Origin of the sequence: Saccharothrix sp., from assembly GCF_031180885.1 — a bacterium.
Taxonomy (GTDB): domain Bacteria; phylum Actinomycetota; class Actinomycetes; order Mycobacteriales; family Pseudonocardiaceae; genus Actinosynnema.
This window is the reverse complement of sequence record NZ_JAPSLK010000025.1, coordinates 1-26,100: the sequence shown is the minus strand read 5'-3', so window position 1 is coordinate 26,100 and position 26,100 is coordinate 1. Positions and strand designations below refer to the sequence as shown.

Sequence of the window (26,100 nt, the reverse complement as noted above, 5' to 3'; positions counted from 1 at the left end):
CCTCGACGGTCCCACCGCCGCCGGCCGCCCGCCATGACCGCCGCACCCACAGTCGCCCCGAGATCGTGAGCGCAATTGTCAGGGCGTGCGCAACACTGCGGTCATGAAGCTCCGCAGGCTGTCCCCGGGGGACTGGGCGACCTGGCGCGATCTCAGGCTCACCGCGCTGGCCAGCGACCCGCAGGCGTTCGGCTCCGCCCTGTCCCGGGAACAGGACTACGACGAGGACCGGTGGCGCGAGCTGCTGCACCCGAAGTGGGGTGTGAAAGTGGTGGCGGAGGCGCCGGATCCGGTGGGGCTCGTGGCGGGCGTCCCCCACGAGGACCACGACGACGTGCTGTACCTCTACTCCATGTGGGTCAAACCGTCGTTCCGGAAGAGGGGCGTCGGCGAGGCCCTGGTGCGCGACGTGGTGGCGTGGGCGCGCGAGCACGGGTGGCGGCGCGTGCAGTTGCGGGTGTTCCGCGGCAACCTCGCCGCGCGGCGGCTCTACGAGCGGCTCGGCTTCTCCGGCGACGGCGAGGTGATGCAGTTGGCGGTGAGCTAATAAGTCAGTCGGCGCGGTCATGGGCTTGGGCGTCCGCGCTGCCTACCGTGGGTGTCATGAGCGAAGCCTTGATCTTCGACGCGGTACGCACACCGCGTGGCAGGGGAAAGCGTGGTTCGCTGCACAGCGTCAAGCCGATCACCCTGGCCTCCGGGGTGCTCGACGCGCTGGCGCGGCGCAACGACCTGGACACGTCGGTGGTCGACGACGTGGTGTTCGGCGTCGTGTCGCCGGTCGGTGAGCAGGGCTCGGACATCGCCCGGACCGCCGTGCTGGCGGCCGGGTGGGACCTGCGGCCCGCGGGCGTGCAGCTCAACCGGTTCTGCGCGTCCGGCCTGGAGGCGGTGAACCTGGCCGCGGCGAAGGTGGCGTCCGGGTTCGAGGACCTCGTGGTCGCGGGCGGCGTGGAGTCGATGTCGCGGGTGCCGATGGGCTCCGACGGCGGCGCGTGGGCGGCCGACCCGGAGACCAACCTGCGCACGAGCTTCGTGCCGCAGGGCGTCAGCGCGGACCTCATCGCGACGCTGGAGGGCTTCAGCCGCGAGGACGTGGACGCGTGGGCGCTGCGCTCGCACCAGCGGGCCACGCTGGCGCGGGACAAGGGGTACTTCGAGAAGTCCCTGGTGCCGGTGGTCGACCAGAACGGCACCGTGGTGCTGGACCACGACGAGGCGATCCGGCCGGAGACCACGCTGGAGGGCCTGGGCGGGCTCAAGCCGTCCTTCCAGTTCCACGGCGACCTGGGCTTCGACGCCGTGGCCATCGACCGCTACCCGACCGTCGAGCGCATCCACCACGTGCACACGCCGGGCAACTCGTCGCAGATCGTGGACGGCGCGGCGGCCATGCTCATCGGCAACGCGCGGGTCGGCCAGGACCTGGGCCTGACCCCGCGGGCGCGGATCGTGTCGGTCGCGGTGGTCGGCAGCGAGCCGACGATCATGCTCACCGGCCCGGCCCCGGCGGCGCGCAAGGCGCTGGAGAAGGCGCGGCTGTCGGTGGAGGACATCGACCTGTTCGAGATCAACGAGGCGTTCTCGTCGGTGGTGCTGAAGTTCCAGCGCGAGCTGGACCTGCCCACCGACTTGGTCAACGTCAACGGCGGCGCGATCGCCATGGGCCACCCGCTGGGCGCGACCGGCTGCATGATCCTGGGCACCCTGCTCGACGAGCTGGAGCGCCGGGACCTGCGCCGGGGCCTGGCCACGCTGTGCGTGGGCGGCGGCATGGGCATCGCGACGATCATCGAGAGGGTCTGATGGCTATCCACTTCGAGCGCGACGACGAGGGCATCGTCACGCTGACCATGGACATGTCGGGCTCGGCGAACGTGATGAACGCCGAGTACCACGAGGCGATGGGCGAGGCGGTCGCGAAGGTCGAGGCCGTGCGCGACGAGATCGCCGGCGTGGTGCTGACCTCGGCCAAGAAGACCTTCTTCGCGGGCGGCGACCTCAACCTGCTCGTGCAGGTCACGCCGGACAACGCCGCCGAGGCGCTGGGCTTCCTGGAGGACATGAAGGGCCAGCTGCGCCGGCTGGAGCAGCTGGGCAAGCCGGTCGTGGCGGCCGTCAACGGCAGCGCGCTGGGCGGCGGGTTCGAGATCGCGCTGGCGTGCCACCACCGGGTGGTCCTGGACGACGATCGCATCAAGATCGGACTGCCCGAGGCGACCTTGGGCCTGCTGCCCGGTGGCGGTGGCGTGACGCGGCTGGTGCGGCTGCTGGGCGTGCAGCCGGCGTTGCCGTTGTTGATGGAGGGCAAGCAGCTCCGGCCGCAGCGGGCGTTGCAGGCCGGTCTGGTGCACGCGCTGGCGTCGTCGCGGGAGGACCTGATCGCCCAGGCGCGGGCGTGGATCAAGGCCAACCCGGCGCCCGTGCAGCCGTGGGACCAGCCCGGGTACACCGTGCCGGACGTGAAGTTCGGCGACCCCAACGTCTACAGCCTGCTCGCCGCCGCGCCGGCCGTGCTGCGCAAGAAGACGCACGGGGTCTACCCGGCTCCGGAGAAGATCCTGGCGGCGGCGGTCGAGGGTGCGCTGGTCGACTTCGACACCGCGCTGACGATCGAGGGCCGGTACTTCGTCGAGCTGGTCACCGGCCAGGTGGCGAAGAACATGATCGGGACTTTCTGGTTCCAGCTCAACGAGATCGGCGCGGGCGGGTCCCGTCCGTCCGGTGTGGACGCCGCGAAGGTGACCAAGGTCGGCGTGCTGGGCGCGGGCATGATGGGCGCCGGGATCGCCGAGGTGTCGGCCAAGGCGGGCATCGAGGTCGTGCTGAAGGACGTGACGCTGGAGGCGGCGACGCGGGGCGCGGCCGGGAACCCGGGGATCACGCCCACCGACTCGGATGACGACCTGGCGGGTTGCGACCTCGTCATCGAGGCGGTCTTCGAGAACCGCGAGCTGAAGAACAAGGTGCTGCCGGCGGCCGAGGCGGTGGCGCTGCCCGACGCCGTGATCGCGTCCAACACCTCGACGCTGCCCATCACGGGGTTGGCGAAGGCGGTGCAGGACCCGACGAAGTTCATCGGCCTGCACTTCTTCTCGCCGGTGCCGAAGATGCGGCTGGTGGAGATCATCGTCGGCGCGGAGACGTCCGACGAGACGCTGGCGCGCGCGTTCGACTACGTGTTGCAGATCGGCAAGACCCCGATCGTGGTCAACGACAGTCGTGGGTTCTACACGTCGCGGACGTTCGGCACGTACGTCACCGAGGCCGTGTCGATGATCGCGGAGGGCGTGCGGCCGGCGCTGATCGAGAACGTGGCCAAGCGCGCGGGCATGGCGGTCGGGCCGTTGGCGGTGTCCGACGAGGTGACGCTGACGCTGCAACTGAAGATCCGCGACCAGACGCTGGCCGACGACCCTTCGGTGGCCGGCGCGCTGGGCGAGCACCCGGCGTTCAAGGTGCTGGAGGAGCTGGTCGCGGAAGGGCGGACCGGCAAGGCGGGTGGCGCCGGGTTCTACGAGTACCCGGAGGGCGGCAAGAAGTTCCTGTGGCCCGGCCTGGCGCGGTACGCGCGGGACGACGCCGGGGTCACCGAGCAGGACGTCGAGGACCGGCTGCTGTTCATCCAGTCGCTGGAGACGGTGCGGTGCTTGGACGAGGGCGTGCTGCGGTCCGTGGGCGACGCGAACGTGGGCAGTGTGTTCGGGTTCGGGTTCGCGCCTTGGAGCGGTGGGACTTTGCAGTTCATCAACTCGTACGGGGTCAGTGAGTTCGTCGAGCGGGCGGACTACCTGGCCGACACGTACGGCGAGCGGTTCCGTCCCGCGGCTTCGCTGCGGGAGCGGGCCGCGAAGGGCGAGAAGTTCTGACAGCCGGGCACGGCAGCCGCCGCGCCGGTACGGCCCCACGTCGTGCCGGTGCGGCGGCTGCTTTCGTCATGCCCTAGCGAACGGGCTCGTCGTGCCAGATCCACCACTCGTAGGGCGGGGTCTGGGGATAGCCCTCCGGGGAGTCTTCCCAGGTTTCCTGGCGGCCCAGCGCGGTGATGTCCAAATAGGACCAGGTGCTGCCCATGGCCTCGTCACCGCGGTTGTTGACGAAGTACGTCCGGTAGACCTTGTCGTCCTCGCGGATGAAGGCGTTCGTCCCGTGCCACTGGTCGACGCCGAAGTCCTTGTCGAAGTCGTCGGTGATGGTGTGCCACGGGATGTGCTCCCAGCCCATCTTCGCCTTGATCCTGACCAGATCCGACTGCGGCGCCCGGGAGGCGAAGACCAGGGTGGTGTCGCGGGCGTTCAGGTGGGCCGGGTGGGCGACCTGGTCGGCGACCATCGAGCAGCCCTTGCAGCCGTGGTCCGGCCAGCCGTGCACACCGGGGTCCATGAAGGCCCGGTAGACGATCAGCTGGCGGCGGCCCTCGAAGAGGTCCAGCAGGGACTTGGGGCCATTGGCGGTGTCGAAGGCGTAGGGCTTTGTGACCGGGAGCCACGGCATCCTGCGGCGTTCGGCGGCCAGTGCGTCGCGGGCCTTCGTGAGTTCTTTTTCCCTGGTGAGAAGGGCTTGGCGGTGCTCTTCCCACTCCTCGGCGGTGACGATCGGCGGAGTTTTCATCGGGTCCTCATCGTTCGTCGGGTATGCGATCGAGGTGGTTCTTCAAGGCGGCGAGAGGGCCGTCCCAGTCGCGGGCCAGGGCGGCCAGGAACTGCTGGGCCACTTGCATGGGAGCGGAGTCGAGGCGGTAGCGCACGCGGCGGCGTTCACCGGGTTCGGCGGTCACCAGGCCGACCTCGGCCAGCAGGGCCAGGTGCTTGGCGATCGCCTGCCGGGTGATGGGCAGCCGGTCCGCCAGGTCGGTGGCCGTGGCGGGGCCGCGCGCGGCGAGGGTGGCCAGGATCGAGCGCCTGGTCGGGTCGGCCAGGGCGGTGAAGACCTGCTCGGCGATCGCCTCGGCGTCGAGCCGGGTCGAGCCGGCGTCGGGCCGCACCGCCCCGGCGTCCGGCCGCGTCGAGCGGGCGTCGGGCGGCGTCGAGTCGGCGGGCCGGGTCGAGTCGGCGTCAGGCCGCATCGAGGAGGTCGACCAATTGGCCCAGTTCGCTCTTCCAGCCCTGCGAGTGGGCGTCGTAGGCCTTGCCGTGGCAGTTGTCCGGCAACTGGGCGAAACCGGACTCCACGACCGTGAGCCGGGTGCCGGACTCGGTGGGTTCGAGGGTGAACTCGACGTACGTGCGGCGCGGGTCGTCCTCGGGCATGCCGTGCATCCGCCAGGTGAACCCGAACACCGAGGGCTCCTCGACGCGTTCCACCCGCATCTCGACGGCGTCCCCGCTCTCCCAGGACATCTTCACCTCACCGCCGGGCCGCAGGTCGATCGTCGCCTTGTCGCCGAACCACGAGGCCAGGCCCTCCGCCGTGGTGATCGCCGACCAGACCCGGCCGGGCGGCTGCGCGACCTCGACGGTCCGCTCGATGCGGTCGGGGAAACCCATGACTGACCTCCACACGTGTGGCAACCGGACGGTTGCCAAAGTATGGCAACCGCCCGGTTGCGTCAAGCGTGCGACGTCAGGCCACCTCGCGACCCCACTCGCGCCAGACGAGGGCCATGTCCTGGCGCTGGGTCGTGCCGTTGACGGTGACGGCGAGGGAGATGTTGGCGGCTCGGAAGGTGGTGAGCCGGCCGGTCTCGGGGTCCAACCACGCGGCGTGCCAGGGGCGCAGGCCGCGGGAGGGTCCGATGTGGACGTTCGGGGACGCGGTCCAGTCGGCGCTCACCGGGTACTGGACGGGGACCTGGCGCGTGCCCTGGGTGAGGGTGGCGCTGACCGTGGTCGGGGCGCCCACCACGACGACTTCGGGCGCGGTCAGGGTCAGGGCGTCCACGTGGGGGCGGATCTCGGCGGCGATCCAGTCCGGGCGTCGGTGGTCGACGCCCAGCAGGGTCCAGCCGGAGAAGCCGCCCTCCGCCGGGGACTTGCCGGAGTTGCCGTTGATCAGGTACGGCACACCGTCCACTCTGGACGCGTGGAACACGCCGACGTGCGCGCCGATGAACATCGCGCCCTTGCCGGTGGAGCGGCGGAACTCCGCCAGCCAGTCCTCGACCATGTCGGCTTCGAGGCGGTCGTTGAGCTGGCTGCCCTTGGTGGGCGTCGGGTCGCGCGGCGGGTGGTGTTCCATGACCACGACCGAGTCGACGTTCTCGTGGTTGCGCAGGGCGTCGCGGAGCATCGCGGCCTGGTCGAAGCCGCCGCCGCGGACGGTGCCGGTGGACGAGTCGAGCAGGACGAAGCGGGTGCCCTTGTGGTCGAACGTCCGGTTGGTGGCCCCGAACTCGCGGCGGAAGTTGTCGATCGTGCCCGGTCCCATGATCTCGTGGTTGCCCGGCACGTAGTACCAGGGCAGTTCGTCGCCCAGCTCCTCGGTGAGGATGCGGCGGGCGAGCGCGAGGTCGGCGGGTGCGGCCTCGTCCACGAAGTCGCCGTTGATCACGACGAAGTCCGGCTTCTGCGCCTTGATCTCGCGCAACGTCCGGCGGGCAGAGCGGACCAGGTCGCTGTCCGGGTTGCGGGCCACGAACTGGGCGTCGGACATCACCGCGAACCGCCAGGGCCGGTCGTCCACCGTGCCGTCGCGCACCACGACCCGGTCCGAGGTCGGATGGGCCGGCGGGAGGTCGACGGCGGGCGGGACCTTGGCCACGATGTCGTCCACCACGACCTCGCCCTTGTACTGCCGGTCGGCCTTGGTCTCGATGGTGTAGAACCTGTTGATCCGCAAGGGGAACGCCAGGCCGGCGGGCACCGGGACTTCCAAGTGCTTCCAGCCGGTCCACGTGACGTAGGGGCCGTACAGGGATCTCGTGAGCCCGGCGTTGTCGGTCACGGTGAACGCCGTCCACTCGCCGCGGCCGTGCCCGTACACCCACGCGCCCAGCGCGAGCGGCTGACCCTCCACCACGATCGGCTTGGGTGGGATCGCGTACGCGGTGCGGGTGCCGGTGGACTGGCTGAAGTCGTAGGAGATCTTCAGGCCCGCGCCGGTCCGCCCGTCCGGGACCGGCGTGACCGAGCCCGAGCCGCGCGCGGAGCCGAACGTCCAGGACGCGCCGTCGTCGAAGCCCGCGACCAGCTTCTCCTCCAGCCCCACGGTCACCGCGACCCGGACCTCCTGGCCGCCGACGCGCGCGGTCACCGTGGTGGCGCCGGTCTTGCGCGCGGTAACGGTGAACGAGCCGTTGGGACCGGGGGCGATGTCGACCACGGAGCTGTCGTAGTCCAGCGCGATGTCGGTCGGCTCGATCGGCGCGGTGAAGCCGTCCGGGTCGTGGCCGATCACGCCGAACGCGCCGGAGGTGGTGAGGCTGAGCCGGTTCGTGGTGGCGGACAGGCGGGTCAGTGGGCCCAGGACGGTCAGCTCGACCTCGCCGGTGACGCCCCCGCGCCGGGCCACCGCCTTGGTGGTGCCGGGGGTGTGGCCGCGGAACACGCCGTCGCGGACGTGGCCGACGAACGGGCGCGTCGAGTGCCACGAGTGCGCGCCGTCGCGGGCCGGGCCGTAGGTCTCGTCGTAGCCGTCCGCGACGAGCTCGCGGGTCAGGCCGGGGAACACCCGCTCCGGGTGGCCGCCGGGCACCGTGTCCGCGCCGGGCGCGCGGCGCGGGTCGATCGCGGTGCGGGTCCAGAACCCGACCAGGTCGCCGCTGCCTTCCGGCGCGTAGAGCGCGAGGCCGTTGGGCACCGGGCGTTCGCCGCCGTCGGAGGGCGTGTTCTCCACGGTGACGGCCTCGGTGCCGGGTGTGCGGGCGAGCAGCGTGGACGAGCCGCCGCCGTCGAGGTTGAGCGCGTTGTGCGCGCCCATCTCCTTGAGGATCGACGCCATGTCCTTGAGGTTGAGGCCGAGCAGGAAGGGCGCCTGCCGGCCGTCCACGGTGAGCAGGAACATCTTCTTGCCGTCCGCGGAGAAGCCGACCGCCGTACGCGGGTGCAGCGGGTCGTCGGGCGCGACGACCTGCCCGTCCTTGATCAGCAGTTGGTTGCCGCCGATGGCGGCTTGGAGGGCGGTGCCGCCCTGGGCCTTGGTGGTGTGGTCGACGGTGACCTTCTGGCCGATTTCCAGGGTTTTGAGGACGTCCGCGCCGGTTTCGCGGCCGACGAGGACGAAACCGTCGGCGGGGATCGGGTCGTCGCCGGCGGTCGTGCGGCGCTCGGTGACGACGTCGTTGCGCACCACCACTTCCGCGACCTTCGTGGCGCCGCGGACCGCGCGGGAGCGGCTGTAGGAGCCCCAGAGCGGGGTGAAGACACCGGTGCCGTTGGTGGCGATGGAGGCGCTGTTGAGCTGGTCGAGCGGGATCGTGGTGCCGTCGGCGCGGGTGATCCGGCCGTCGAACAGCACGTCCATGACCCGGCCGACACCCGCCGCGTCGATGCCGACCGCGCGGCGGTGGTTGGCGGCGGGGGACTTGATCGTGCGGCCGTCCTGGACGCCGACGCCCTCGGGCGCGTTGGAGTTGTTGATGTCGAAGAAGTCACCGTTGACCGCCGCGACGGCGCGGGTGCGGGCGGCCTGCGCGGACAGGGGTTCGGCGGCGGTGACCCGGCCGGGGTGCAGGTAGTCGACGCGGGTGCCGGCGGTGAGGTCGACGGTGAGCGCGTCACCGCGGATCCAGCCGCCCGCGTCGCCCGGCTCGTACCAGTCGAAGGAGCTGAGCTCGACGCCCGGCGCGACCGGCCGCGTGGTCCGCGCGGTCTCGATGCGGCGCTCGACGGCGGACCTGACGACGGGCCAGTCCGGCAGGTCGGGGGTTTGTCGGTGGGGCGCGGGATAATTGACCCCGGGGGTGCTCAGGCCCGAATTGTCGGTGGTACCTGGGACAATGGTGTCGGGGGCCGGAGGCCGCGGGTCGGCGTGGGCAGGGGTCAGGGGGACGAGGGTCAGAACGGCGGCGACCACCAGCGGTCGGAGGCGTCTGGACACGGGGACTCCCGCAGTGTGGTGAATGAGTTACCCGCCGTCAGCCAACCTTGTGAGAGCTTGGCAGAACACCGGCCATTCGGAGCAAGTGCGGCCGCCCGCACTACTGGGTAGCAGCACCCGTCCGGTAGGCGCCAGGGCTGTTGCCCGTCCAGCGCTTGAACGCCCGGTGAAACGCGCTGGCCTCGGAGAACCCCAGCCGCAGCGCCAACTCCTCCACCGACTCCCCGCCGCGCACCAGGCTCGCCACCGCCTGGTCCCGCAGCAACTGCTCCCGCACCTCCCGGAACGACGTCCCCTCCGCCGCCAACTTCCGCCGCAGCGTCGGCGCCGACACCCCCAACCGCGCGGCCACGTTGTCCAAGCCGACGACCCCTCCCCCGAGCATCCGCCGCACCTGGCTGGAGAAGTCCGCGCCGTAGTCCCGCCTCGACAGCAGCTCACCCGGCGAGTTGCGCAGGAACCGACGCAGCGCGGCCTCGTCCTGCACCACCGGCATCCGCAGGAACCGGGTGTCGAACGCCAGCACCGTCTCCGGCGCGTTGAACCGCAGCGGGCACCCGAAGATCAGGTGGTACTCGGCGGCGTGCGGCGGCTCGGGGTAGGCCAGTTCCACCCCGCGCAACGGGATCCGCCGACCGATCAGCCACGACGAGAACCGGTGCCACAGCACCAGCAGCGACTCCACCAGGAACCGGTCCGGGTCGTCCACGCCCTCCGTGCCCAGGGTGAACCGGGCGACGCCGCCCCGCTCCCCCAGCGTCATCTCCGGCCGCACGTCGAACAGCGCGTAGAACGCCAGCCCCCGGCGCAACGCGTCCTCCAGCGACGAGCAGTGCACCGCGAGCAGGCACATGGTGGGGAACGTCCCGCGCTTGCTGCGCTGCGGCCCGAAACCCATGAACTCGTCGTCCAGCACCTCCCACAGCGCCTGGATCAGCCGGGAGTACTGGGCGGGCGTCACCCGCGCGCGGTCGTCGGCCAGCAGCGCTTCCGGGATGCCGGCGGCGGCGAGCAGGCCGGACACGTCGTGGCCGTGGCGCCGGGCACCGCGCAGCGCCGCCTTGACGTAGTGGATGGCGATGGTCCTCGTGAGCATCACTCACAGTGTGGCAGGAACCGCGGGTGGCCGGAATCGCGCACAGCCGAAGGCGGCGACGCGGTGTGGGGAGAGAGAAGGTACCGCGCCGCCGCCCCCGGTGGCCCACCCCAGTGAGCCGGCTCCTCGTGGATGGGGCATCCGCCCGCCCATCCACGAGGGACGTTTCGTTGTGTCCCCGACCACTTTAAATGGTCTAGACCAGATGCGTCAATACTGCGAAAAGGCTATACCTGGTCCAGACCATGCTCGTTTGTTTCCCCCATGTGTCAGCCCTGTTCCAACGGCGCTACCGCGAAGCCCGCGGAGAACCTCTTGCACCAGATCACGACACTCCGGACGGTCGTCAGGTCCGTCCCGGCGGGCACCTCGTAGACCTGGTTGCCCTGGTTGGCCTTCAGCTTGCCCAGGTCGACGAACCCGGTGCCGAACGCCGACTCGGGCGAGTCCGACGGCTTCTCCGACAGGTACACGTACAGGTCCGGACCGTCGCTGGTGTCCAGCGCCTCGAACTGCACGGCGTGCGTGCCGTCCGGCCGCCGCACCAGCGACGCGCTTCCGGTCGTGGCGTGCTCCAGCGACCGGAACGGCCCGGACGCCACCGCCACCGGACCCGCCGGCGCGGCCGGCTTCGTCGTCGCCGCGCTCCCGGTCGTCGCGCTCCCCGTCGTCGCCGGAGCGGTCTCCGAAGTGGACACCGGCACCAGCAGCGCCTCGTCCGCCGTCCGGTCGGTGACCAGTCGCCAGGGCTGGAACAGGTACAGCCCCACCGCCAGCGCGACCACCAGCACCGCCGACACCCCGATCAGGACAACCCGCTTGGACATGACCTCGCCTCGTTCCGATTCGTCGCTTGTGCCCACTGTGACGAACCGGACGCCCCTCAGAGTCCCGGAAACGCCTTACGAACTTCTGACGTCCGGCTGTCGACGCGGGTTAGGGTCGCCGGGTGGGTGAACGGACCGGGCTCGTGGTCGTGACGGCGCTGATGGTGGGCTGCGCCGCGCTCGGCCCGTTCCCGCACCCGGTGCCGCTGCTGTTCGCGATCGCCGCCGCCGGTGCCGTCAACGCGGTCTTCCCGCTGATGCGGACGTTCGGCTCGGCCCTGCTCGGCGGGGTCGCGGCGACCGGGGTCGGCATCGCGTCGGTGCCGTTCGTGACGTGCTCGTCGGCGAAGTTCGGCGACGTGTTCACCTGCACCGGCGACGCGCCCACCTGGCACATGACCGGATCGGTGCTGGTCGCGGGACTGTCCGGCGCCGCCCTCGTGCTGGCCCGGGTCCTGGGCACGGCCGAGTTGGCCCGCAGGCTCGCCGCCATCGAGCACGCGGTGCGCGAGAAGGGGGACGAGTGAGCCTGACCTGGGGGCGGGTCGCGGCGTGGCGGACGCGTGCGCACAGCCTGGACGTGCGGCGACCGGCGGCGGACGCGCTGGACGTGGTGTCGGAGCTGTGCGGGCTGCACGCGCAGCTCATGTCGTCGGCCGAGGCCATGCTGCACGCGCGGGTCGACGGGTTGCCGGCCGACTACGTCGAGAAGGCCCTGTGGGAGGACCGGACGCTGGTCAAGACGTGGTGCATGCGCGGCACGCTGCACCTGCTGCGCTCCGACGAGTACCCGTTGTGGCAGGCCGGGTTCGCGACCTACAAGCATTACACGAAACCAGTCTGGCACCGGGGCTTCAAGATCACCGCCGAGGAGTTGCAGGCGCTGTTGGAGGGCGTGTCGGCGGCGTTGGAAGGTCGGGTGTTGACCCGGGCCGAACTGGCCGACGAGGTGGCCGCGCGGACCTCCGAGCACATCGGCGAGAAGCTGCGGGAGAGCTGGGGCGCGTACCTGAAACCGGCGTCGTTCCAGGGCCGGCTGGTGTTCGGGCCGGGAGAGGGCCAGTTGGTGCGGTTCACCCGGCCGGACACGTGGATCGCCGTCGGTCCGCCGCCCGCCGACGCGGTCTGCGAGATCGCGCTGCGGTGGTGGGGCGTGCAGGGCGTGGCGACGCGGGAGGAGTTCGCGCGCTGGTGGGGCGTCAGCCCGGCCGAGGGTGGTCGGGTGGTCAAGGCGCTGGGCGACCGGCTCACGTCCGTGGACGTCGAGGGCGTGCCGCACTGGGCGCGCAGCGATTTGGTAACAGCGTTGCGGAAAGCCGAACCGGTGCGCACCGTGCGGCTGCTGCCCGCGTTCGACCAGTACGTCGTGGCGGCGACCAAGCACGCGGCGTGCCTGATGGACGGCGGTTCGCCGGACGCCGTGTACCGGTCGCAGGGCTGGTTGTCGCCGGTGCTGCTCGTCGACGGGTTGATGGCCGGCGTGTGGTCGCAGGAACGGAAGGGCGGCCGGGTGGTCATAACTGTTGAACCCTTCCGCTCGTTGACCGCCGAGGTGCGGAAAGCGGTGGCCGCGGAGGCGGACCGCTGGGGCCGGTCGGTCGAGGTGGCCTGGGCCGGGTAGGTCCGGTCGATCAAGCGGTACTGTTCTGGCGCTCACGTCGGGACGGAGGGGGTCGGCTGTGCGGGTGGTGTGGGCGGCGTGCGGCTTGGCCGTGGCGGCGTCGGCGCTGACCGGTGTGCTGGTGGGCGTGTACATCCACGGGATCGACGACGGCCAGAAGGCCGAACCACCGGCGTCCACCTGGATCACGAGCCGCTCGTCCACCTCGGTGACCGAGTCCGCGCCGGCGAGCGTCCCGACGACGGAAGGCGCGTCCGCGCCGAAGGCCTCGACGTCCGCGCCGAAGCCCACGACGACCACGGTGGCCACGACGACGCCCGAGTCCACCACCGAGGCCCCGCCGCCACCACCGCCGCCGACCACGACGAAGGTCAAGAAGACCGAGTGGCCCTGCGGCCCCCTGAACCCCCTGCCACCGCCCCAGTGCGACGAGTGAGCCACGCCTTTACGTGCGTGTCCCCTTGACGCAACGTCGGCCGGTCAGCCTGGGTGCATGGAGTCCACACCGAAGACCTGGCGCCTGCGCGTCGAGCTGGACGACAGCCCCGGCGCGTTGGCCCGCATGACGATCCGGCTGGCCGAACGCGAGTGCAACGTGCTGGCCCTGTCCGTCATCCCGGTGCCCGGCGGGGTGATCGACGAGCTGGTGGTGCGCGCCGCGCCCGGGTTGCTGCCCGCCGACCTGGTCGCCGCCGTCAAGGCCGAAGGCGGCCGGTGCGTGGGCATCACCTCCGCCGACATGCGGGACCTGGTGGACGGCCCCACGGCGGCGCTTCGGGCGGCCGGGCACGCGATGAAGTTGCCGGGTGGGGTGTGCGACGCCGTGCGGGGCGTGCTGGGGGCCGACTCGGTGGTGGTCGCGGACGGGGACGTGGAGGAGAACGACCACCGGATCCGGATCGAGACGGCGGACGCGACGCTGGTGGCGCGACGGGGGTGGGCGCCGTTCACGCACGTCGAGGTGGCTCGGGCGGAGGCGCTGGTCGAACTGCTGGGTGCGGGGGCGCCCACCACGTCGGCGTTGATGACCGAGGACGGCATGGCGGTGGTGCTGCGGCCGGGGCTGGTGGGTGACGCCGACGCGGTGGCCGCGCTGCACACGCGGTGCTCGATGGGCACCCTGTTCAACCGCTACCACTCGGGCCTGCGCACCCTCCCCCGCCGCTGGCTGCACCGCCTGCTCACCCCGCCGCGCGGCACGACGGTGCTCGCGCAGTGCGCGGACCAGGTCATCGGGATGGGCCAGCTGATCCCGATGTCCACACCGGACAGCGCCGAGGTGTCGCTGCTGGTGGAGGACGCCTGGCAGGGCCGGGGCGTGGGGACCGGGCTGCTGCTGGCGCTGGCCCGCACGGCGCGCGCGGCCGGGTACCGGGAGCTGGTCGGCTGGTGCCTGACCGCCGAGACCGGGCTGCTGCGCACGGCGGCCAAGGCGGGGCTGCCGGTGTCGTCGCGGCGGGAGGACGGTCTGCTGCGGGTGTCGGTCGGGTCGTCTCGCGTGGAGAGCGCTTCCCCGCAGGTGGCCTCGGGCTAAGCTGGGACGGTCTGCGAGCCGTTCGAGGAGTTGGTGCCCGTGTCCGTCCAGTCGCACTCCGGCGCCCGGCCCACGCTGGAGGACGTGGCGGCGCGGGCGGGCGTGTCGCGGGCGACGGCGTCCCGCGTGCTCAACGCCTCGCCGCGGGTGAGCCCGGAGGCGCACGAGGCGGTCACGGCGGCCGTCCTCGCGCTGGGGTACCAGCCCAACCAGGCGGCGCGGGCGCTGGTGACGCGGCGGACCGGCGCGGTCGCGGTGGTGTTCTCCGAGCCCGAGCCGAAGATCTTCGACGACCCGCACTTCGCGTGGCTGATCCGGTCGGCCGCGCGGTCGCTGGCCGACGCCGACGTGCAGATGGTGCTGCTGCTCGTGCACTCGCCCGAGGACATGGCGCGCGCCGAGCGGTTCCTGGCCGGTGGCCACGTCGACGGCGCGCTGATGTTCGCGCCGCACAAGGGTGACCAGCTGCCGGCGTTGGCCCGGAAGCTGTCGCTGCCGGTGGTGTACGCGGGCCGGCCGTGGGGTCCGCTGCGCGGGATGCACCTGGTGGACCACGACAACGAGGGTGGCGGCGTGCTCGCCACCGAGCACCTGATCTCGTTGGGCCGCAAGCGGATCGCGCACGTCACGGGTCCGCTGGACGAGCACTCGGCGATGGACCGCCTGGCCGGCTGGCGGTCGGCGACCGGCGCGTCGGACGCGGACGTCGAGCTGCTGACCGAGGACGGCGGCTTCTCCCGCGAGGGCGGCAAGCAGGCGATGGCGGCGCTGCTGGCGCGGGTGCCGGATTTGGACGCGGTGTTCGTGGCGAGCGACCTGATGGCCGCGGGGGCTTTGGACGCCCTGCGCGAGGCGGGCAAGCGCGTGCCGGAGGACGTGGCCGTGGTCGGCTTCGACGACCACCCGATGATCGCGCCGCACACCGTGCCGCCGCTGACCAGCGTGCAGCAGGACACCAGCAACCAGGTGCGGCACATGGTCACCCACCTGATGCGCCTGCTCCGCGAAGAACCCATCCGCGCCCGCCGCGAGGTCCTGCCGACCGTGCTCGTGCGCCGCGAATCCGCCTAGACGCCGAGCTTCACCCAGAGCAGCGGTTCCAGGACGTTGACCGGCCGGACCGGGTCATGGTGGAAGCCGATCGACGACGTGGTGAAGTAGCGGACCGACTCGGGGGCGAAGTGGCGCTTGATCGCCTCTCGGACCGCTGCGCGCCCGCCGGTGTCGCAGAGGTGGTCGAAGAAGCGTTCGGCGAAGTCGATGGGGACCGTCGGGGTGCCGCCCTCGTCGTCCACTGCGAGGACACCGGCCGCCCGCGCCTCGGCGAGGATGTCCGGTTCGTCGTACTTCGTGACGCACACGGCGAGCGGGTGCGGGACCGGGCCGTCGCCGGCCGCCTCCGCGATGGCGTCCGCCGCCCCGTCGTCCGCGGACCGGGTGGGGTCGAAGAAGTACACGATCCCGCTGCACGAGTCGTCGGGTGCGGTGAAGTCCGCGCCCGGCCGGTCGGTCACCGCCAGGTCGAAGGCGACCCGCACGGTGTCCGTCCGGAACCGCAGGAACCTCTTGCGCCGCACCGTGAAGTCCGCGCTGAGCGCGTACTCGTGCGCCTGTTCGGCCCGCCCGGTCACCTGCCACGGCGGGTGCGCCTGCGCCGCCGCGGCGGCCAGTGCGGCGAGGAACGTGGTCCGGCCCGACCCGGCGCCGCCCCAGAGGACGACCGGGCCGGGCCGCACGGGTGCCGGCCGCACCGCGCCTCTCCCGCTCATCGAGCCCCCATCCGTCCGTGCGGCGGATGGTAGCGGGCTCCGGTCAGAACCGGTGGCCCTCGGCCGGCACGGCGTTGTGCCGGATGACCCGGGCCAGGGTGTGGCCGCTGTCCTTCACCGTCCGCCGCTGCGTGGCGTAGTCGACGTGCACGATGCCGAACCGCTGGCTGTACCCCGCCGCCCACTCGAAGTTGTCCAGCAGCGACCACGCGAAGTACCCGCGCACGTCCACACCCCGGGCGATCGCGGTGTGCACGGACCGCAGGTGGTCCACCAGGTACCGGGTGCGTTCGACGTCCGCCACCCGGCCACCGGTCACCACGTCCGGGAACGCCGAGCCGTTCTCGGTGACCACCAACGGCACCGACACGTCACGGTCCAACCGCTCCAGCAGATCCGTGAACGCGTCCGCGTCCACCTCCCAACCGAACCCGGTCAGTTCCCCGCGCGGCGGCACCAGGTCCACACCGCGCAGCCCCGGGAACGGACCGGGGGTCGCATGATCGGGATCGGCCGACAGGGCGACCCTGGACGGGCTGTAGTAGTTCACGCCCAGCCAGTCGATCGGGGCGGCGATGACGTCCAGGTCGCCGTCGCGCACCACGTGCCGCCAGTCGCCCAGCCACGCGGTGTCCTCGACGACGTCCGCCGGATATCCCTTGCCGTTCAACGGGTCCAGGAAGAACCGGTTCTGCAGCCCGTCGACCTTGCGCACCGCCTCGGCGTGCGCCGGGTCGTCGGCGTACACCGAGGAGAAGTTCAGGACGATCGACAACCGGTGGTCGGCCGGTGCCTGCGCGCGCAGCGCCTCCACCGCCAAGCCGTGCGCCAACAGCAGGTGGTGCGCGGCCTCCAACGCGCCCAACGGGTCGACGACCCCTGGCGCGTGGATTCCGTTGCCGTAGCCCAAGAAGGCCGAGCACCAGGGCTCGTTCAGCGTCGTCCACGCCTTCACGCGGTCAGCGAGGCGGGCGTGGACCAGGGTCGCGTACTCGGCGAAGCGGTAGGCAGTGTCGCGGTTGCGCCAGCCGCCGTGGTCCTCCAGCGCCTGCGGCAGGTCCCAGTGGTAGAGCGTGGCCACGGGCTGGATTCCGTGCGCCAGCAGGGAATCCACCAAGCGCTCGTAGAAGTCCAGCCCCCTCGGCTCGACCGGACCAGCCCCGGTGGGCTGCACGCGCGGCCACGCCACCGAGAACCGGTACGCGCCCAGTCCCAGGTCCGCCATCAGGCCGACGTCGGAGGCGTAGCGCCGGTAGTGGTCGCACGCGGGTTCACCGGTGTCGCCGCCCTCGACCTTGCCCGGCGTGGCGGCGAAGGTGTCCCAGATCGACGGGCCCCGACCGTCCGCGGTGGTCGAGCCCTCGATCTGGAAGGAGGCCGTCGCCGCTCCCCACAGGAAGTCCGGTGGGAAGCGCAGCAGCTCCTGCCCGACCTGGGTGTCCGGGTCGGTTGCGGTCATGTGTTCACCCCTTAACGGCGCCCTGCATGATCCCGCCGACGATCTGGCGGGCCAGCAGGAGGAAGATCCCGACGACCGGCAGCACCGCGAGCGATGCGCCGGAGAGCATGAGCGAGTAGTCCGTGTAGTAGCCGCTGGCCAAAGTGGACAGTGCCACCTGCACGGTGGGGCTGTCGTTGGGGTCCAGCACGATCAGCGGCCAGAAGAAGTCGTTCCACGCCGTCATGAACGTGAACATGCCCATCACGGCCGCCTGTGGCCGGACCGCGGGGAACGCCACGTGCCAGAAGGTGCGCAACACCGAGCACCCGTCCACCCGCGCCGCCTCGACCAGCTCGAACGGCACGGACTCCTCGCACGCCTGGCGCATCCAGAACACCGAGAACGCGCCGATCAGCGCGGGCACGACGACCGCTTGCAGCGTGCCGTACCAGTCGAGGTCGGACATCAGCATGTACAGCGGGATGACGCCGAGCTGGGTCGGCACCATGGACGTGCCCACGACCACCAGGAACAGCGAGTTGCTGCCCGGGAACCGAAGGCGGGCGAACGCGAACCCGGCCAGCGTGCCCAGCACGACGTTGCTGACCGCCACCGTGCCCGCCACGATCAGCGAGTTCTGCATGGCCAGCCAGAAGTCGACGGTGTCGAACACCCGACCCAGGTTCTCGAACAGGTTCCCGCCCGGGATCAGCGACGGCACCGCGTCACCCAGGGCGGAGTTGTCCTTGCTGGCGATCAGGAACGAGTAGTACAGCGGGAAGATCGAGGCGACCAGCACGATGACGAGCATCGCGTACGCCATCGGCCCCGCCCTGCCGACACGGGAAGCCACGGCGCTCACCCCTTGGACGCGATGCGCCGCGTCAACGTGAAGTTCAGCAGGGCCACGAGCAGGATCAGCATGAACAGCACCCACGCGATCGCCGACGAGTAGCCGGCGTCGAACAGCCGGAAACCCTTCTCGTACAGGTACATCACCAGCGTCTGGAACTGCCGGTCCGCGCCGCCGGTGCCGGTCGCCGTGCCGCCCGGGTCGAACAGCTGCGGCTCCACGAACAGCTGCATGCCGCCGATGGTGGACACGATGACGGTGAACAGGATCGTCGGCCTGATGCTCGGCACGGTGATCGACCAGAACACCCGCCACCGCGACGCGCCGTCCAGCATCGCGGATTCGTACATGTCCTTGGGCACGGACTGCATGGCGGCCAGGTAGATCAGGGCGTTGTAGCCGGTCCAGCGCCACATCACCATCGAGCTGATGGCCAGGTGCGAGGCCCACGTCTCGGCGCGCCAGTCGACCGGGTCGATCCCGAACACACCCAGGACCCCGTTGACGATGCCGAAGTCGCGCCCGAAGAGCTGCGCGAACACCAGCGCCACCGCGGCGACCGAGATGACGTTGGGCAGCAACACCCCCGCCCGCCAGAACGCCCGCCCGCGCAGCCCGCGGTCCAGCAGCGCCGCCAACGCCAGTGCCGCCAACAGCTGCGGCACGGTCGACAGCACGAAGAGGCTGACCGTGTTGCCCAGCGCGTTCCAGAAGTGCGGATCGGTGAAGAGTTCGCGGAAGTTCTCCAGTCCCACGAAACCCTGTGCGCCGTCGACGAGCTGCCAGTCGTGCAGCGACACCCACGCCGTGTAGAGCAGCGGGTAGAGGCCGAAGATCCCGAAGACGACGAAGAACGGCGCGATCGCCAGGTACGGGGTGTACCTGGTGTCCCAGCGCCCCAGGCGGTGCCGCCACGACGGCGGGTCCACGCGCGGCGGCGGGACGGAGCGCCCGGACTCCGTCCCGCTTCGCGCCGGAGCGACCGTCACTTGGCCGCGTCCCGCGCTTCCCGCACGGCCTGCTCGAAGGCGTCCACTGTGGACTGCTTGCCGGTTTCCACGCGGGACAGGGCGTTGTTGAACACCGGGGTGACCTTGGCGTCCTTGGTGCCGCGGTAGGTCGGCTTCAGGTTCTCCGCGGAGTTGCCGAAGATCTGGCCCACGGGAGCCTTGTTGAAGTACTCGTTGACCGCGGCGGTGACCTCGGGGTCCTTGTACGCGGCGGGCTCGCTGGGCAGGTTGCCGGTCTCCTTGAAGATCCGCTTCTGCTGCTCCGGCGCGGTCAGCCACTTGGCCAGCTCGTAGGCCTCCTTGGGGTGCTTGCCCTGCTTGGGCACGGCCAGGAACGAGCCGCCCCAGTTGCCGCCGCCACCGGGCGCGGCGGCCACGTCCCACTTGCCCGCGGCTTCGTCGCCGGCGCCGGCCTTGATCAGCGCGAGCGCCCACGCCGGGCAGGTGGTGGTGGCGAAGGAGGCCTGCTTGAGCGCGACGTTCCAGTCCTGGCTGAACGGGGCCAGCGCGCCGGTCTGCTTCTTCTCGCCCAGGCTCGCGGCCAGCTTGAACGCGTCGGCGACCTTCGGGTTCTTGTCCGCGATGAACGAGTCGTCGGCCTTGGCGAAGTAGCCCTCCTCGGTCTGGTCGAGGATCGCCTTGTAGACGTTCTGCGCGGCGTCGACGAACTTCACGTTCGGCGTGGCGGCGGTGAACTTGTCGGCGGTGGCGAGGAAGTCGTTCCACGTCGGCCAGAGCTTGCTCACGGCGTCGCGCTCGGTGGGCAGGCCGGCGGCCTGGAACAGGTCGCGGCGGTAGCACAGGGCGAGGCTGCCCATGTCGGTGCCCAGACCGAGGACGAAGTTGCCGTCGTCGGTGGTGCCCTGGTTCCACTTCCAGGCCGCCCACTGGGACTTCAGGTCCTTGGCGCCGTAGTCGGCGAGGTTGACGAACTTGTCCTTGGACTGGCGGAACAGGGCGACGTTGCCCTCCTCGATGGCCACGATGTCGGCCGCGCCGCGCCCGCCGGCGAGCTGGGTGGCGAGCTGCGTGTGGTGCTGCTCCATCTTGACCTTGCGCTGCTCGATCTCGATGTTCGGGTGCTGCGCCTGGTACTCCTTGATCAGGTTGTCGTACCCGAAGTCGGAGAAGATCCCGATCGACAGCTTGATCTTCCCGTCACCGGCGTCCCCACCCCCGCCGCACGCGACCGCCATGGTGGCAGCCATGGCCGTCGCGATGGTCGCCGTGACCCGGCCGACCAGAGTCCTGCTCATCCGTCCTCCTCGACGCTTCGGACCACTCCCGCGGTCCGCTGTGAGAGCGCTCTCACGGTGCGGTGAGCGGTGGACGGTGTCAAGCCAAGGGCGGACGGTCGACACCGTTCCGTAACTTTCTGAAGCGCTTTTGTGGACGCGAAGTCACATCGGTGCCACGAGCTGTGAAGGGCGAGGGTGGCCCGGCCCTCGCCCGGGCCACCCCGCACTCTGGTTAGAGGGGACAGCGACCCGGATGGGACGCGCCGCCGCGAAAAACCTTGTGACCCCCACCACAAACCAAGCGCCTCTCAAGATCAGAAGCTCCCGCCAAGCGGGAAGTCCTCGCCGAGCGGGCAGTCCGCCGAGCGGACACACCTCAACTTGGGCTTCTTGCTTGCGTCATCCCCGTATGGCCCGCCCGAAGGGCTACCACATTTTTGGTCGGGTGCAGCCGAAAATTTTGTGAGGAACGAGCAAAATTTTCAGCGGCACCCGGCCAAAAATGTGGTCGGCTTTGCCGGGTCATGCGGGGATGACACAAGCAAGAAGCCCCCGCAGTTGTGGTTGTGTCATCATTGGCGGCTCGCCCGCCGGCGAGGCTCTTTTAATCTTTGGAATTGCGCTTACGCGCTCAAGTCCACGCTTCGCGCGTGTAGATGCAACGCGCTCCGCGCTGCTGGAGAATGAACGCGCTTCGCGCTCTTGAACGGCGCTGACGCGCCCTCAAGCTGAACGCGCCGCGCGCTCTCAAGATCAAAGGCGCCTCGCCGGCGGGCAGGCCGCCAATGGGGGAAGGGAAGGGCGTCGGTTCCCCCACCGCATGGCCTGGCAAAGCCAACCACACTTTGTGTCGGATGCCGCTGAAATTTTTTGCTCGTTCCTCACAAAAAATTTCGGCCGCACCCGACCAAAGTGTGGTAGCCCTTCGGGCCAATGCCGCTAACTTAAGGATGATCTTCGCACGTCAGCGCTGATTCAGATCAAGTTCAGATTGATCAACTTCCTGAGGGTGATGCCAGTCGGCGCGAGACTCGACCAGGGACTTTGCGCCAGCGTGGCCCCCATGCGTCCTAAGTGGACACTGCTACGGGCCCGCACAGGGCCCGGAGCACCCAAGAAGCGGGCTCTGACCAGCCGAAACCTTAAGTTAGCGGCATTGCCCTTCGGGCAGGCCATACGGTGGGAACCGAAGCCCCGCCTGTGGCTGGGAGCAGCCCGCCGCGCGGAGCGCGGCCTAAAGCACCCGCTGTGCGGCGAAAAGCGAAAAGCAGCCGCTGTGCGGCGGAAAGCGAGTTGGTGCGTGGTGCGCGAAGACGCGGGAGGCCCGCTCCGGTTCCCCGGAACGGGCCTCCCACACCCCCGGCCGCGGCGCGCCCCCGACGCGCGCCTTGGCCACACCCCGAGCACACGCCCCGAACGCGCGCCCCAGGTGGTCCTACGCCTCGGCCATCCCCGCGACCACCGAGGTCTTCGCCGCCCGGCGGGCCGGCATCGCGGCGGCCACGACCGCGGCCACCACGGCAGCCGCCAGCATCGCGCCGATCTGCCCGAACGGAACGATGAACGCCAGCTGCACCGCCTCGGTCGACAGCGCGGTCGTCAGCACCCAGCCGAACCCGACGCCGAGCACCAGCCCGATCGCCGCGCCCATCAGGGCCATCAGCACCGACTCCACGACCAGCATCAACCGCAGCTGCCCCCGGGTCAGGCCGAGCGCCCGCAGCAGGGCCGATTCGCGCGTCCGTTCCAGCACCGACAGCGTGAGCGTGTTGGCGATGCCGAACAACGCGATCACCACGGCCAGCCCGATCAGCGCCCACACGAACGCCAACACCTGGTCGAGCTGCTTGTTCAGCTGCGCCTTGGTCTCCGCGGCCGAGTCGATCAGGGCCAGCGGCGACGGGTCGGTGACCTTCTCCACCGCGGCCCGGCCGTTGGCCACGCCGGGCTTGAGCTTGACCATGATGGTCTCGTAGCCGTCGAACTCCGGGTTGAGCTTGGCGGCGGTGTTCAGCGTCAGGACGCCGTCGCCCAGGCGCTGGCCGGACACGATCGCCACGACCTTCAGCGACTCGCTGCCCTGGTCGGTTTTCACGGTCGTGGTGGAACCGACCGACAAACCCGCCTTCTTGGCGTAATCCGCCTTCAAAGCGACCGTGCCGTCCTTCAGGTCGGAAAGCGAACCGCTCTCCACCTTCGGCCGGAACAGGTCACCCAGCGCGTCCGGGGACACGGCGGTGAAGAACAGCCGTTCGGCGATCACCCGGCTGGTCGGCGCGACCTTCGCGACCTCGGGCACGGCGGCCAACCGGGTCGCCAGGTCGCGCGGCAGCGGGCGGTCGTAGACCGAGGACGTGACCGTGTAGTCGGCGGGCAGGCGTTGGTCGACCTGTTCGCCGGCGGTCTCCTTGGCGCTGTTGGCGACCACGGTCACCATGGCCACGATGGTCACGCCGATCATGAGCGCCGCGGTCGTGGCGGCGGTGCGCTTGGGGTTGCGGCCGGCGTTGGCGGAGGCGAGCTTGGCGGGCACGCCGAAGATCGCCCGCGGCACCGCGCCCAGGAACCGGTTGACCGGGCCGACCAGCAGCGGGCCGAGCACCAGGACCGCGGCCAGCAGCACCATCGTGCCCGCGCCGCTGATGAACATCGCCGGTTCTTCGCTCTCGGCCTTCATGCCCAGGACGATCGTCCCGGCACCGACCACCCCCAGCAGCGTGGCGAACAGCACGCGGAGCTTGCTGGTGCGGGACACCTCCTCGCCGCTGTCGGGCTGGCTGCGCAGCGCCGCGACCGGCGGCACACGGGTCGCCTTGCGCGCCGGCAGCACCGCGGACAGCACCGTCACCACGACACCCACGCCGAACGCGGCGAGCACGGTCGTCAAGGAGATCGGCAGCCGAACCACGGTCTCCGAGGCGTCGCCGAACGAGGCGATCACCTTTTGCAGCAACGCGGACACCCCGAGCCCGCCGAGCAGGCCGAGCACGGACGCGGCGAAGCCCATCACCACGGCCTCCGCGAGCACACCGCGGAACACCTGCTTCCGGCTCGCGCCGACGCACCGCATCAGCGCCAGCTCACGCGTGCGCTGAGCGACCAGGATGGTGAACGTGTTGTAGATGACCATCGCCGCGACGACGAGCGCGATCACCGCGAACGCCAACAGGAACGTGGTGAACTCGGCCGCCTGCGAACTGATGGACTTCAGCGTCTCCGCGGTGAGCTGCTCACCGGTCTGGACGCGAAAACCGCTGTCACCAATGGCTTTCCGGACGTTGTCGGCCACCTGCTGCTGCGTGAACCCGTTGGCCGCCACCGCGACCACCTGGTAGGGCAGGTTTTCCGGGGCCAGCGCCTGGAAGGCGTCCGGCGTCAGCACGAGGTGGTCGCCGCCGGCCATCGACATCTCGCCGACGCCCTGCTTGTAGGTGCCGACGAGGGTGTACTCGCGGGTCTGGTCGTCCTGGCCGAGCAGCTTCACCTTCTGCCCGACGGACAGCTTGGCGGTCTCGGCGGTGCGGACGTCCACCGCGATCTCGTTGGCGCTGTTGGGGTAGCGCCCGTTGGCGAGGTCGAACTCGCGCAACTTCTCGGTGCCGGCCAGTGGCGTGGCCATGGCGGGCTTCGCCTTGCCCGCACTGGAGATCAGCGGCACCTGGAGGTACCCGCGCGGATCCGCCCCGGCGACACCCGGCGCTTGCCGGATCTTTGCGAGAGTTTCCGGGGTGATGCCCTTGGCGTCCCCCGGGCCGTCGAGCGTGACCGAGACGTCGACGCCCCGGGCGCTCTTGGCGAACTCGTCGCGCATGCTCTCGTTCATGGCGTCGCCGAGGACGAGCGTGCCGGTCACGAAGGCGACCCCGAGCGCGATGGCGACCGAGGACAGCACGAGCCGCGCGGTGCGGGCCTTGAGGCCCGCGATGATCGTGCGCAGCATCAGGTCACGCCCCCAGGTGCTTCAGGGCGGCCAGCACGGAGTCGGCGGTCGGGTTGTCGATCTCGCCGGCCAGGTGGCCGTCGGCCAGCAGCACCACGCGGTCGGCGTAGGAGGCGGCGACCGGGTCGTGCGTCACCATGATCACGGTCTGGCCGAGCTGCCGCACCGACATCCGCAGGAAGTCCAGCACCTCCGCGCCCGAACGGGAGTCGAGGTTGCCGGTGGGTTCGTCCGCGAACACCACGTCCGGCTTGGACACCAACGCCCGCGCGCACGCCACGCGCTGCTGCTGACCACCGGACAACTCGGTCGGCTTGTGCTTCAACCGCTCGCGCAGGCCGAGCACGTCGACGATCCGGTCGAACCACTGGCGGTCGGGCTTGCGGCCGGCCAGTTCCAGGCCCAGCAGGATGTTCGCCTCGGCGGTCAGGGTGGGCAGCAGGTTGAACGCCTGGAAGACGAAGCCGACCCGGTCGCGGCGCAGCTTGGTGAGGTCCTTGTCGCCCAGGGACGTGATCTCGGTGCCGCCGATGTGCACCGCGCCGCCGTCCACGTCGTCCAGCCCGGCCAGGCAGTGCATCAGGGTGGACTTGCCGGAGCCGGAGGGGCCCATGATGGCGGTGAACCTCCCGGCCTGGAACGCGACGCTCACGCCGTCCAGCGCCCGGACCGCGGTGTCGCCCTTGCCGTAGACCTTCACCAGGTTCGCGGCGGCTACAGCGGTACGGGTCCCGACGTCGGACACCAGTGCGGACATGCTCCCTCATTCCCTCGGTCTCTCGGACGAGGGAAAAGCTATGGGCGGGGGACGTACCCGGTCGTCACCTCGCCGGCGGAACCGCCGGTCCACCCACAGGATGACCACGGCTCCTACCCGGGCATCACCAGACGACGACGTCGAGCACCACCACGACATCCTCGGCCCGATCCAGCACCGTCTCGTGCTCCACGCGCAGCCACGCGAGGCGGCCGGTCGACGTGCGGAAGCAATAGCGGTCTCCGCGTGACGGAATGACCTGTGCTTTCCCGTCCTCCGGGACGGCGACGGCCTCGGCGCACCGCTCCCGGGTTCCTTCGCCGGCACCGGTGTCCTTGAAGAAGGCGCTGGAGTTCGCGGTGAACATCCGACTTTCGCCGAGGTGGAGGTCCATGTCGCCGGTCGCGCCGGCGCTGCGGCGCCCCTTCGTCTCGGCCGATTCCAGGTCGAGGCCCGTGCCCACGCCGAAAGTCACCTCCCGCGGTGGCGGCCCCGCCGGAGTGGTAGGTGGGACAGGTGTCCCCGACGTCCCGGTGCCCCGAGTGCCGACATTCGACGTGCTTGGATCCGGCGCCGCAGGTTCCGGCGTCCCGGCCACGGCGGAACCGGTCGTCGTCGTCGGCCGCGAACTCATTGCCACCACGACGACCGCCAGCACCAGGGCGAGGGCGATCACCGTCACGGCGGCGAGGCCGCGGCGGTCGTGGCGGTCGCCGATGTGGACGTCGCGGGCGTGGCCGGTCTGCGCGGTGGCTCCGCTGTGGCCGCTGACCGTGTTGCGCGTTCTATCGGGTTCGATGCGCGGATTCTCACCGCGCGGCCGTGGGTGACCTACGCAGATCTGCGGTCAGCCCGGTTGGTCCAGCAGGCCCCGGTCGAAGGCGATCGCCACCGCCTCCGCCCGCCGGCTGGCCCCCAGCTTCGCCATGATCCGGGTCAAGTGCACGCTGACCGTCTTCTCCGAGATGAACAGCTCCTCCCCGACCTCCCGGTTCGTCCGCCCCAACGCCACCAACCCCAGCACCGACCGCTCCCGCG

Annotated in this window: 23 protein-coding genes; 8 read left to right on the top strand and 15 right to left on the bottom strand. The window is 70.7% G+C overall.

The window, feature by feature from the left end; translation table 11 throughout:
- Positions 1-103 precede the first annotated feature (103 nt).
- Genes RIN75_RS25445 through RIN75_RS25435 form a run of 3 tightly spaced genes read left to right on the top strand, consistent with a single transcriptional unit; the run spans position 104 to position 3,869 of the window.
- A complete protein-coding gene (locus tag RIN75_RS25445; RefSeq protein WP_309114533.1) occupies positions 104-547 on the top strand; it encodes a GNAT family N-acetyltransferase in 444 nt (147 codons plus the stop codon).
- 56 nt (positions 548-603) lie between these two features.
- Positions 604-1,806, top strand: coding sequence for an acetyl-CoA C-acetyltransferase (locus RIN75_RS25440; protein ID WP_309114532.1), 1,203 nt, complete (start codon positions 604-606; stop codon positions 1,804-1,806).
- Positions 1,806-3,869 (top strand): 3-hydroxyacyl-CoA dehydrogenase NAD-binding domain-containing protein, encoded by a 2,064-nt coding sequence (locus RIN75_RS25435; RefSeq protein ID WP_309114531.1) that lies wholly within the window; start codon positions 1,806-1,808, stop codon positions 3,867-3,869. The genes RIN75_RS25440 and RIN75_RS25435 overlap by 1 nt, the downstream gene beginning before the upstream one ends.
- A gap of 73 nt (positions 3,870-3,942) precedes the next feature.
- Here RIN75_RS25435 and RIN75_RS25430 read toward each other — a convergent pair whose 3' ends face one another.
- The 6 genes from RIN75_RS25430 to RIN75_RS25405 all read right to left on the bottom strand — a co-directional run bounded on the left by RIN75_RS25430 (position 3,943) and on the right by RIN75_RS25405 (position 10,899).
- On the bottom strand, positions 3,943-4,611 hold the full coding sequence (locus tag RIN75_RS25430; protein ID WP_309114530.1) for a DUF899 domain-containing protein: 669 nt from the start codon (positions 4,609-4,611) through the stop codon (positions 3,943-3,945).
- A 7-nt stretch (positions 4,612-4,618) separates the two neighbouring features.
- Positions 4,619-4,984 (bottom strand): metalloregulator ArsR/SmtB family transcription factor, encoded by a 366-nt coding sequence (locus RIN75_RS25425; RefSeq protein WP_309114604.1) that lies wholly within the window; start codon positions 4,982-4,984, stop codon positions 4,619-4,621.
- 70 nt (positions 4,985-5,054) lie between these two features.
- Entirely contained in the window at positions 5,055-5,486 is a 432-nt protein-coding gene (locus tag RIN75_RS25420; RefSeq protein ID WP_309114529.1) for an SRPBCC domain-containing protein, read from the bottom strand.
- A gap of 76 nt (positions 5,487-5,562) precedes the next feature.
- The gene (locus RIN75_RS25415; protein WP_309114528.1) at positions 5,563-8,976 is read right to left on the bottom strand and encodes a phosphodiester glycosidase family protein; all 3,414 of its coding nucleotides are present in this window, start codon (positions 8,974-8,976) and stop codon (positions 5,563-5,565) included.
- Between the two features lie 100 nt (positions 8,977-9,076).
- The gene (locus tag RIN75_RS25410; RefSeq protein ID WP_309114527.1) at positions 9,077-10,072 is read right to left on the bottom strand and encodes an AraC family transcriptional regulator; all 996 of its coding nucleotides are present in this window, start codon (positions 10,070-10,072) and stop codon (positions 9,077-9,079) included.
- A gap of 269 nt (positions 10,073-10,341) precedes the next feature.
- Positions 10,342-10,899 carry a DM13 domain-containing protein gene (locus RIN75_RS25405; protein ID WP_309114526.1) on the bottom strand — a complete coding sequence of 186 codons (558 nt, stop codon included), beginning with the start codon at positions 10,897-10,899 and terminating at the stop codon, positions 10,342-10,344.
- A 122-nt stretch (positions 10,900-11,021) separates the two neighbouring features.
- On the opposite strand from RIN75_RS25405, the gene RIN75_RS25400 reads away from it, so the two are divergent.
- From RIN75_RS25400 to RIN75_RS25380, 5 genes are read left to right on the top strand one after another with little or no spacing between them, the layout of a single operon-like run.
- Positions 11,022-11,426 carry a hypothetical protein gene (locus RIN75_RS25400; RefSeq protein WP_309114525.1) on the top strand — a complete coding sequence of 135 codons (405 nt, stop codon included), beginning with the start codon at positions 11,022-11,024 and terminating at the stop codon, positions 11,424-11,426.
- Positions 11,423-12,520 (top strand): winged helix DNA-binding domain-containing protein, encoded by a 1,098-nt coding sequence (locus RIN75_RS25395; RefSeq protein WP_309114524.1) that lies wholly within the window; start codon positions 11,423-11,425, stop codon positions 12,518-12,520. Before RIN75_RS25400 ends, RIN75_RS25395 begins: the two co-directional genes overlap by 4 nt.
- A 58-nt stretch (positions 12,521-12,578) precedes the next feature.
- The gene (locus RIN75_RS25390; RefSeq protein ID WP_309114523.1) at positions 12,579-12,956 is read left to right on the top strand and encodes a hypothetical protein; all 378 of its coding nucleotides are present in this window, start codon (positions 12,579-12,581) and stop codon (positions 12,954-12,956) included.
- Positions 12,957-13,013: 57 nt separating this feature from the next.
- The gene (locus RIN75_RS25385) at positions 13,014-14,054 is read left to right on the top strand and encodes a GNAT family N-acetyltransferase (protein WP_309114522.1); all 1,041 of its coding nucleotides are present in this window, start codon (positions 13,014-13,016) and stop codon (positions 14,052-14,054) included.
- 39 nt (positions 14,055-14,093) lie between these two features.
- Complete coding sequence (locus RIN75_RS25380; RefSeq protein ID WP_309114521.1) at positions 14,094-15,125, top strand: LacI family DNA-binding transcriptional regulator; 1,032 nt, start codon at positions 14,094-14,096, stop codon at positions 15,123-15,125.
- Here RIN75_RS25380 and RIN75_RS25375 read toward each other — a convergent pair.
- From RIN75_RS25375 to RIN75_RS25335, 9 genes are all read right to left on the bottom strand, one after another.
- Positions 15,122-15,823 (bottom strand): hypothetical protein, encoded by a 702-nt coding sequence (locus RIN75_RS25375; protein ID WP_309114520.1) that lies wholly within the window; start codon positions 15,821-15,823, stop codon positions 15,122-15,124. The two genes, RIN75_RS25380 and RIN75_RS25375, sit on opposite strands and share 4 nt — an antisense overlap.
- A 43-nt stretch (positions 15,824-15,866) precedes the next feature.
- Complete coding sequence (locus RIN75_RS25370) at positions 15,867-17,282, bottom strand: GH1 family beta-glucosidase (protein ID WP_309114519.1); 1,416 nt, start codon at positions 17,280-17,282, stop codon at positions 15,867-15,869.
- Between the two features lie 4 nt (positions 17,283-17,286).
- Positions 17,287-18,075 carry a carbohydrate ABC transporter permease gene (locus tag RIN75_RS25365; RefSeq protein ID WP_375296020.1) on the bottom strand — a complete coding sequence of 263 codons (789 nt, stop codon included), beginning with the start codon at positions 18,073-18,075 and terminating at the stop codon, positions 17,287-17,289.
- A gap of 47 nt (positions 18,076-18,122) precedes the next feature.
- A complete protein-coding gene (locus RIN75_RS25360) occupies positions 18,123-19,046 on the bottom strand; it encodes a carbohydrate ABC transporter permease (RefSeq protein WP_375296019.1) in 924 nt (307 codons plus the stop codon).
- Positions 19,047-19,102: 56 nt separating this feature from the next.
- Positions 19,103-20,383, bottom strand: a complete 1,281-nt coding sequence (locus RIN75_RS25355; RefSeq protein ID WP_309114518.1) for an extracellular solute-binding protein — start codon at positions 20,381-20,383, stop codon at positions 19,103-19,105.
- Positions 20,384-21,800: 1,417 nt separating this feature from the next.
- The gene (locus RIN75_RS25350; RefSeq protein WP_309114517.1) at positions 21,801-24,305 is read right to left on the bottom strand and encodes an FtsX-like permease family protein; all 2,505 of its coding nucleotides are present in this window, start codon (positions 24,303-24,305) and stop codon (positions 21,801-21,803) included.
- A gap of 4 nt (positions 24,306-24,309) precedes the next feature.
- The gene (locus RIN75_RS25345) at positions 24,310-25,062 is read right to left on the bottom strand and encodes an ABC transporter ATP-binding protein (protein ID WP_309114516.1); all 753 of its coding nucleotides are present in this window, start codon (positions 25,060-25,062) and stop codon (positions 24,310-24,312) included.
- A 124-nt stretch (positions 25,063-25,186) separates the two neighbouring features.
- Positions 25,187-25,525, bottom strand: coding sequence for a hypothetical protein (locus RIN75_RS25340; protein ID WP_309114515.1), 339 nt, complete (start codon positions 25,523-25,525; stop codon positions 25,187-25,189).
- Between the two features lie 384 nt (positions 25,526-25,909).
- On the bottom strand, positions 25,910-26,100 hold a 191-nt coding region (locus RIN75_RS25335), incomplete at its 5' end, for a LuxR C-terminal-related transcriptional regulator (RefSeq protein WP_309114514.1).

Bases quoted from the DNA above. Each gene is read 5' to 3' on its own strand.
- RIN75_RS25445 (WP_309114533.1), top strand. From the start codon at position 104: ATGAAGCTCCGCAGGCTGTCCCCGGGGGACTGGGCGACCTGGCGCGAT.
- RIN75_RS25440 (WP_309114532.1), top strand. From the start codon at position 604: ATGAGCGAAGCCTTGATCTTCGACGCGGTACGCACACCGCGTGGCAGG.
- RIN75_RS25435 (WP_309114531.1), top strand. From the start codon at position 1,806: ATGGCTATCCACTTCGAGCGCGACGACGAGGGCATCGTCACGCTGACC.
- RIN75_RS25430 (WP_309114530.1), bottom strand. From the start codon at position 4,611: ATGAAAACTCCGCCGATCGTCACCGCCGAGGAGTGGGAAGAGCACCGC.
- RIN75_RS25420 (WP_309114529.1), bottom strand. From the start codon at position 5,486: ATGGGTTTCCCCGACCGCATCGAGCGGACCGTCGAGGTCGCGCAGCCG.
- RIN75_RS25410 (WP_309114527.1), bottom strand. From the start codon at position 10,072: ATGCTCACGAGGACCATCGCCATCCACTACGTCAAGGCGGCGCTGCGC.
- RIN75_RS25405 (WP_309114526.1), bottom strand. From the start codon at position 10,899: ATGTCCAAGCGGGTTGTCCTGATCGGGGTGTCGGCGGTGCTGGTGGTC.
- RIN75_RS25385 (WP_309114522.1), top strand. From the start codon at position 13,014: ATGGAGTCCACACCGAAGACCTGGCGCCTGCGCGTCGAGCTGGACGAC.
- RIN75_RS25375 (WP_309114520.1), bottom strand. From the start codon at position 15,823: ATGAGCGGGAGAGGCGCGGTGCGGCCGGCACCCGTGCGGCCCGGCCCG.
- RIN75_RS25370 (WP_309114519.1), bottom strand. From the start codon at position 17,282: ATGACCGCAACCGACCCGGACACCCAGGTCGGGCAGGAGCTGCTGCGC.
- RIN75_RS25365 (WP_375296020.1), bottom strand. From the start codon at position 18,075: ATGCTCGTCATCGTGCTGGTCGCCTCGATCTTCCCGCTGTACTACTCG.
- RIN75_RS25355 (WP_309114518.1), bottom strand. From the start codon at position 20,383: ATGAGCAGGACTCTGGTCGGCCGGGTCACGGCGACCATCGCGACGGCC.
- RIN75_RS25350 (WP_309114517.1), bottom strand. From the start codon at position 24,305: ATGCTGCGCACGATCATCGCGGGCCTCAAGGCCCGCACCGCGCGGCTC.
- RIN75_RS25345 (WP_309114516.1), bottom strand. From the start codon at position 25,062: ATGTCCGCACTGGTGTCCGACGTCGGGACCCGTACCGCTGTAGCCGCC.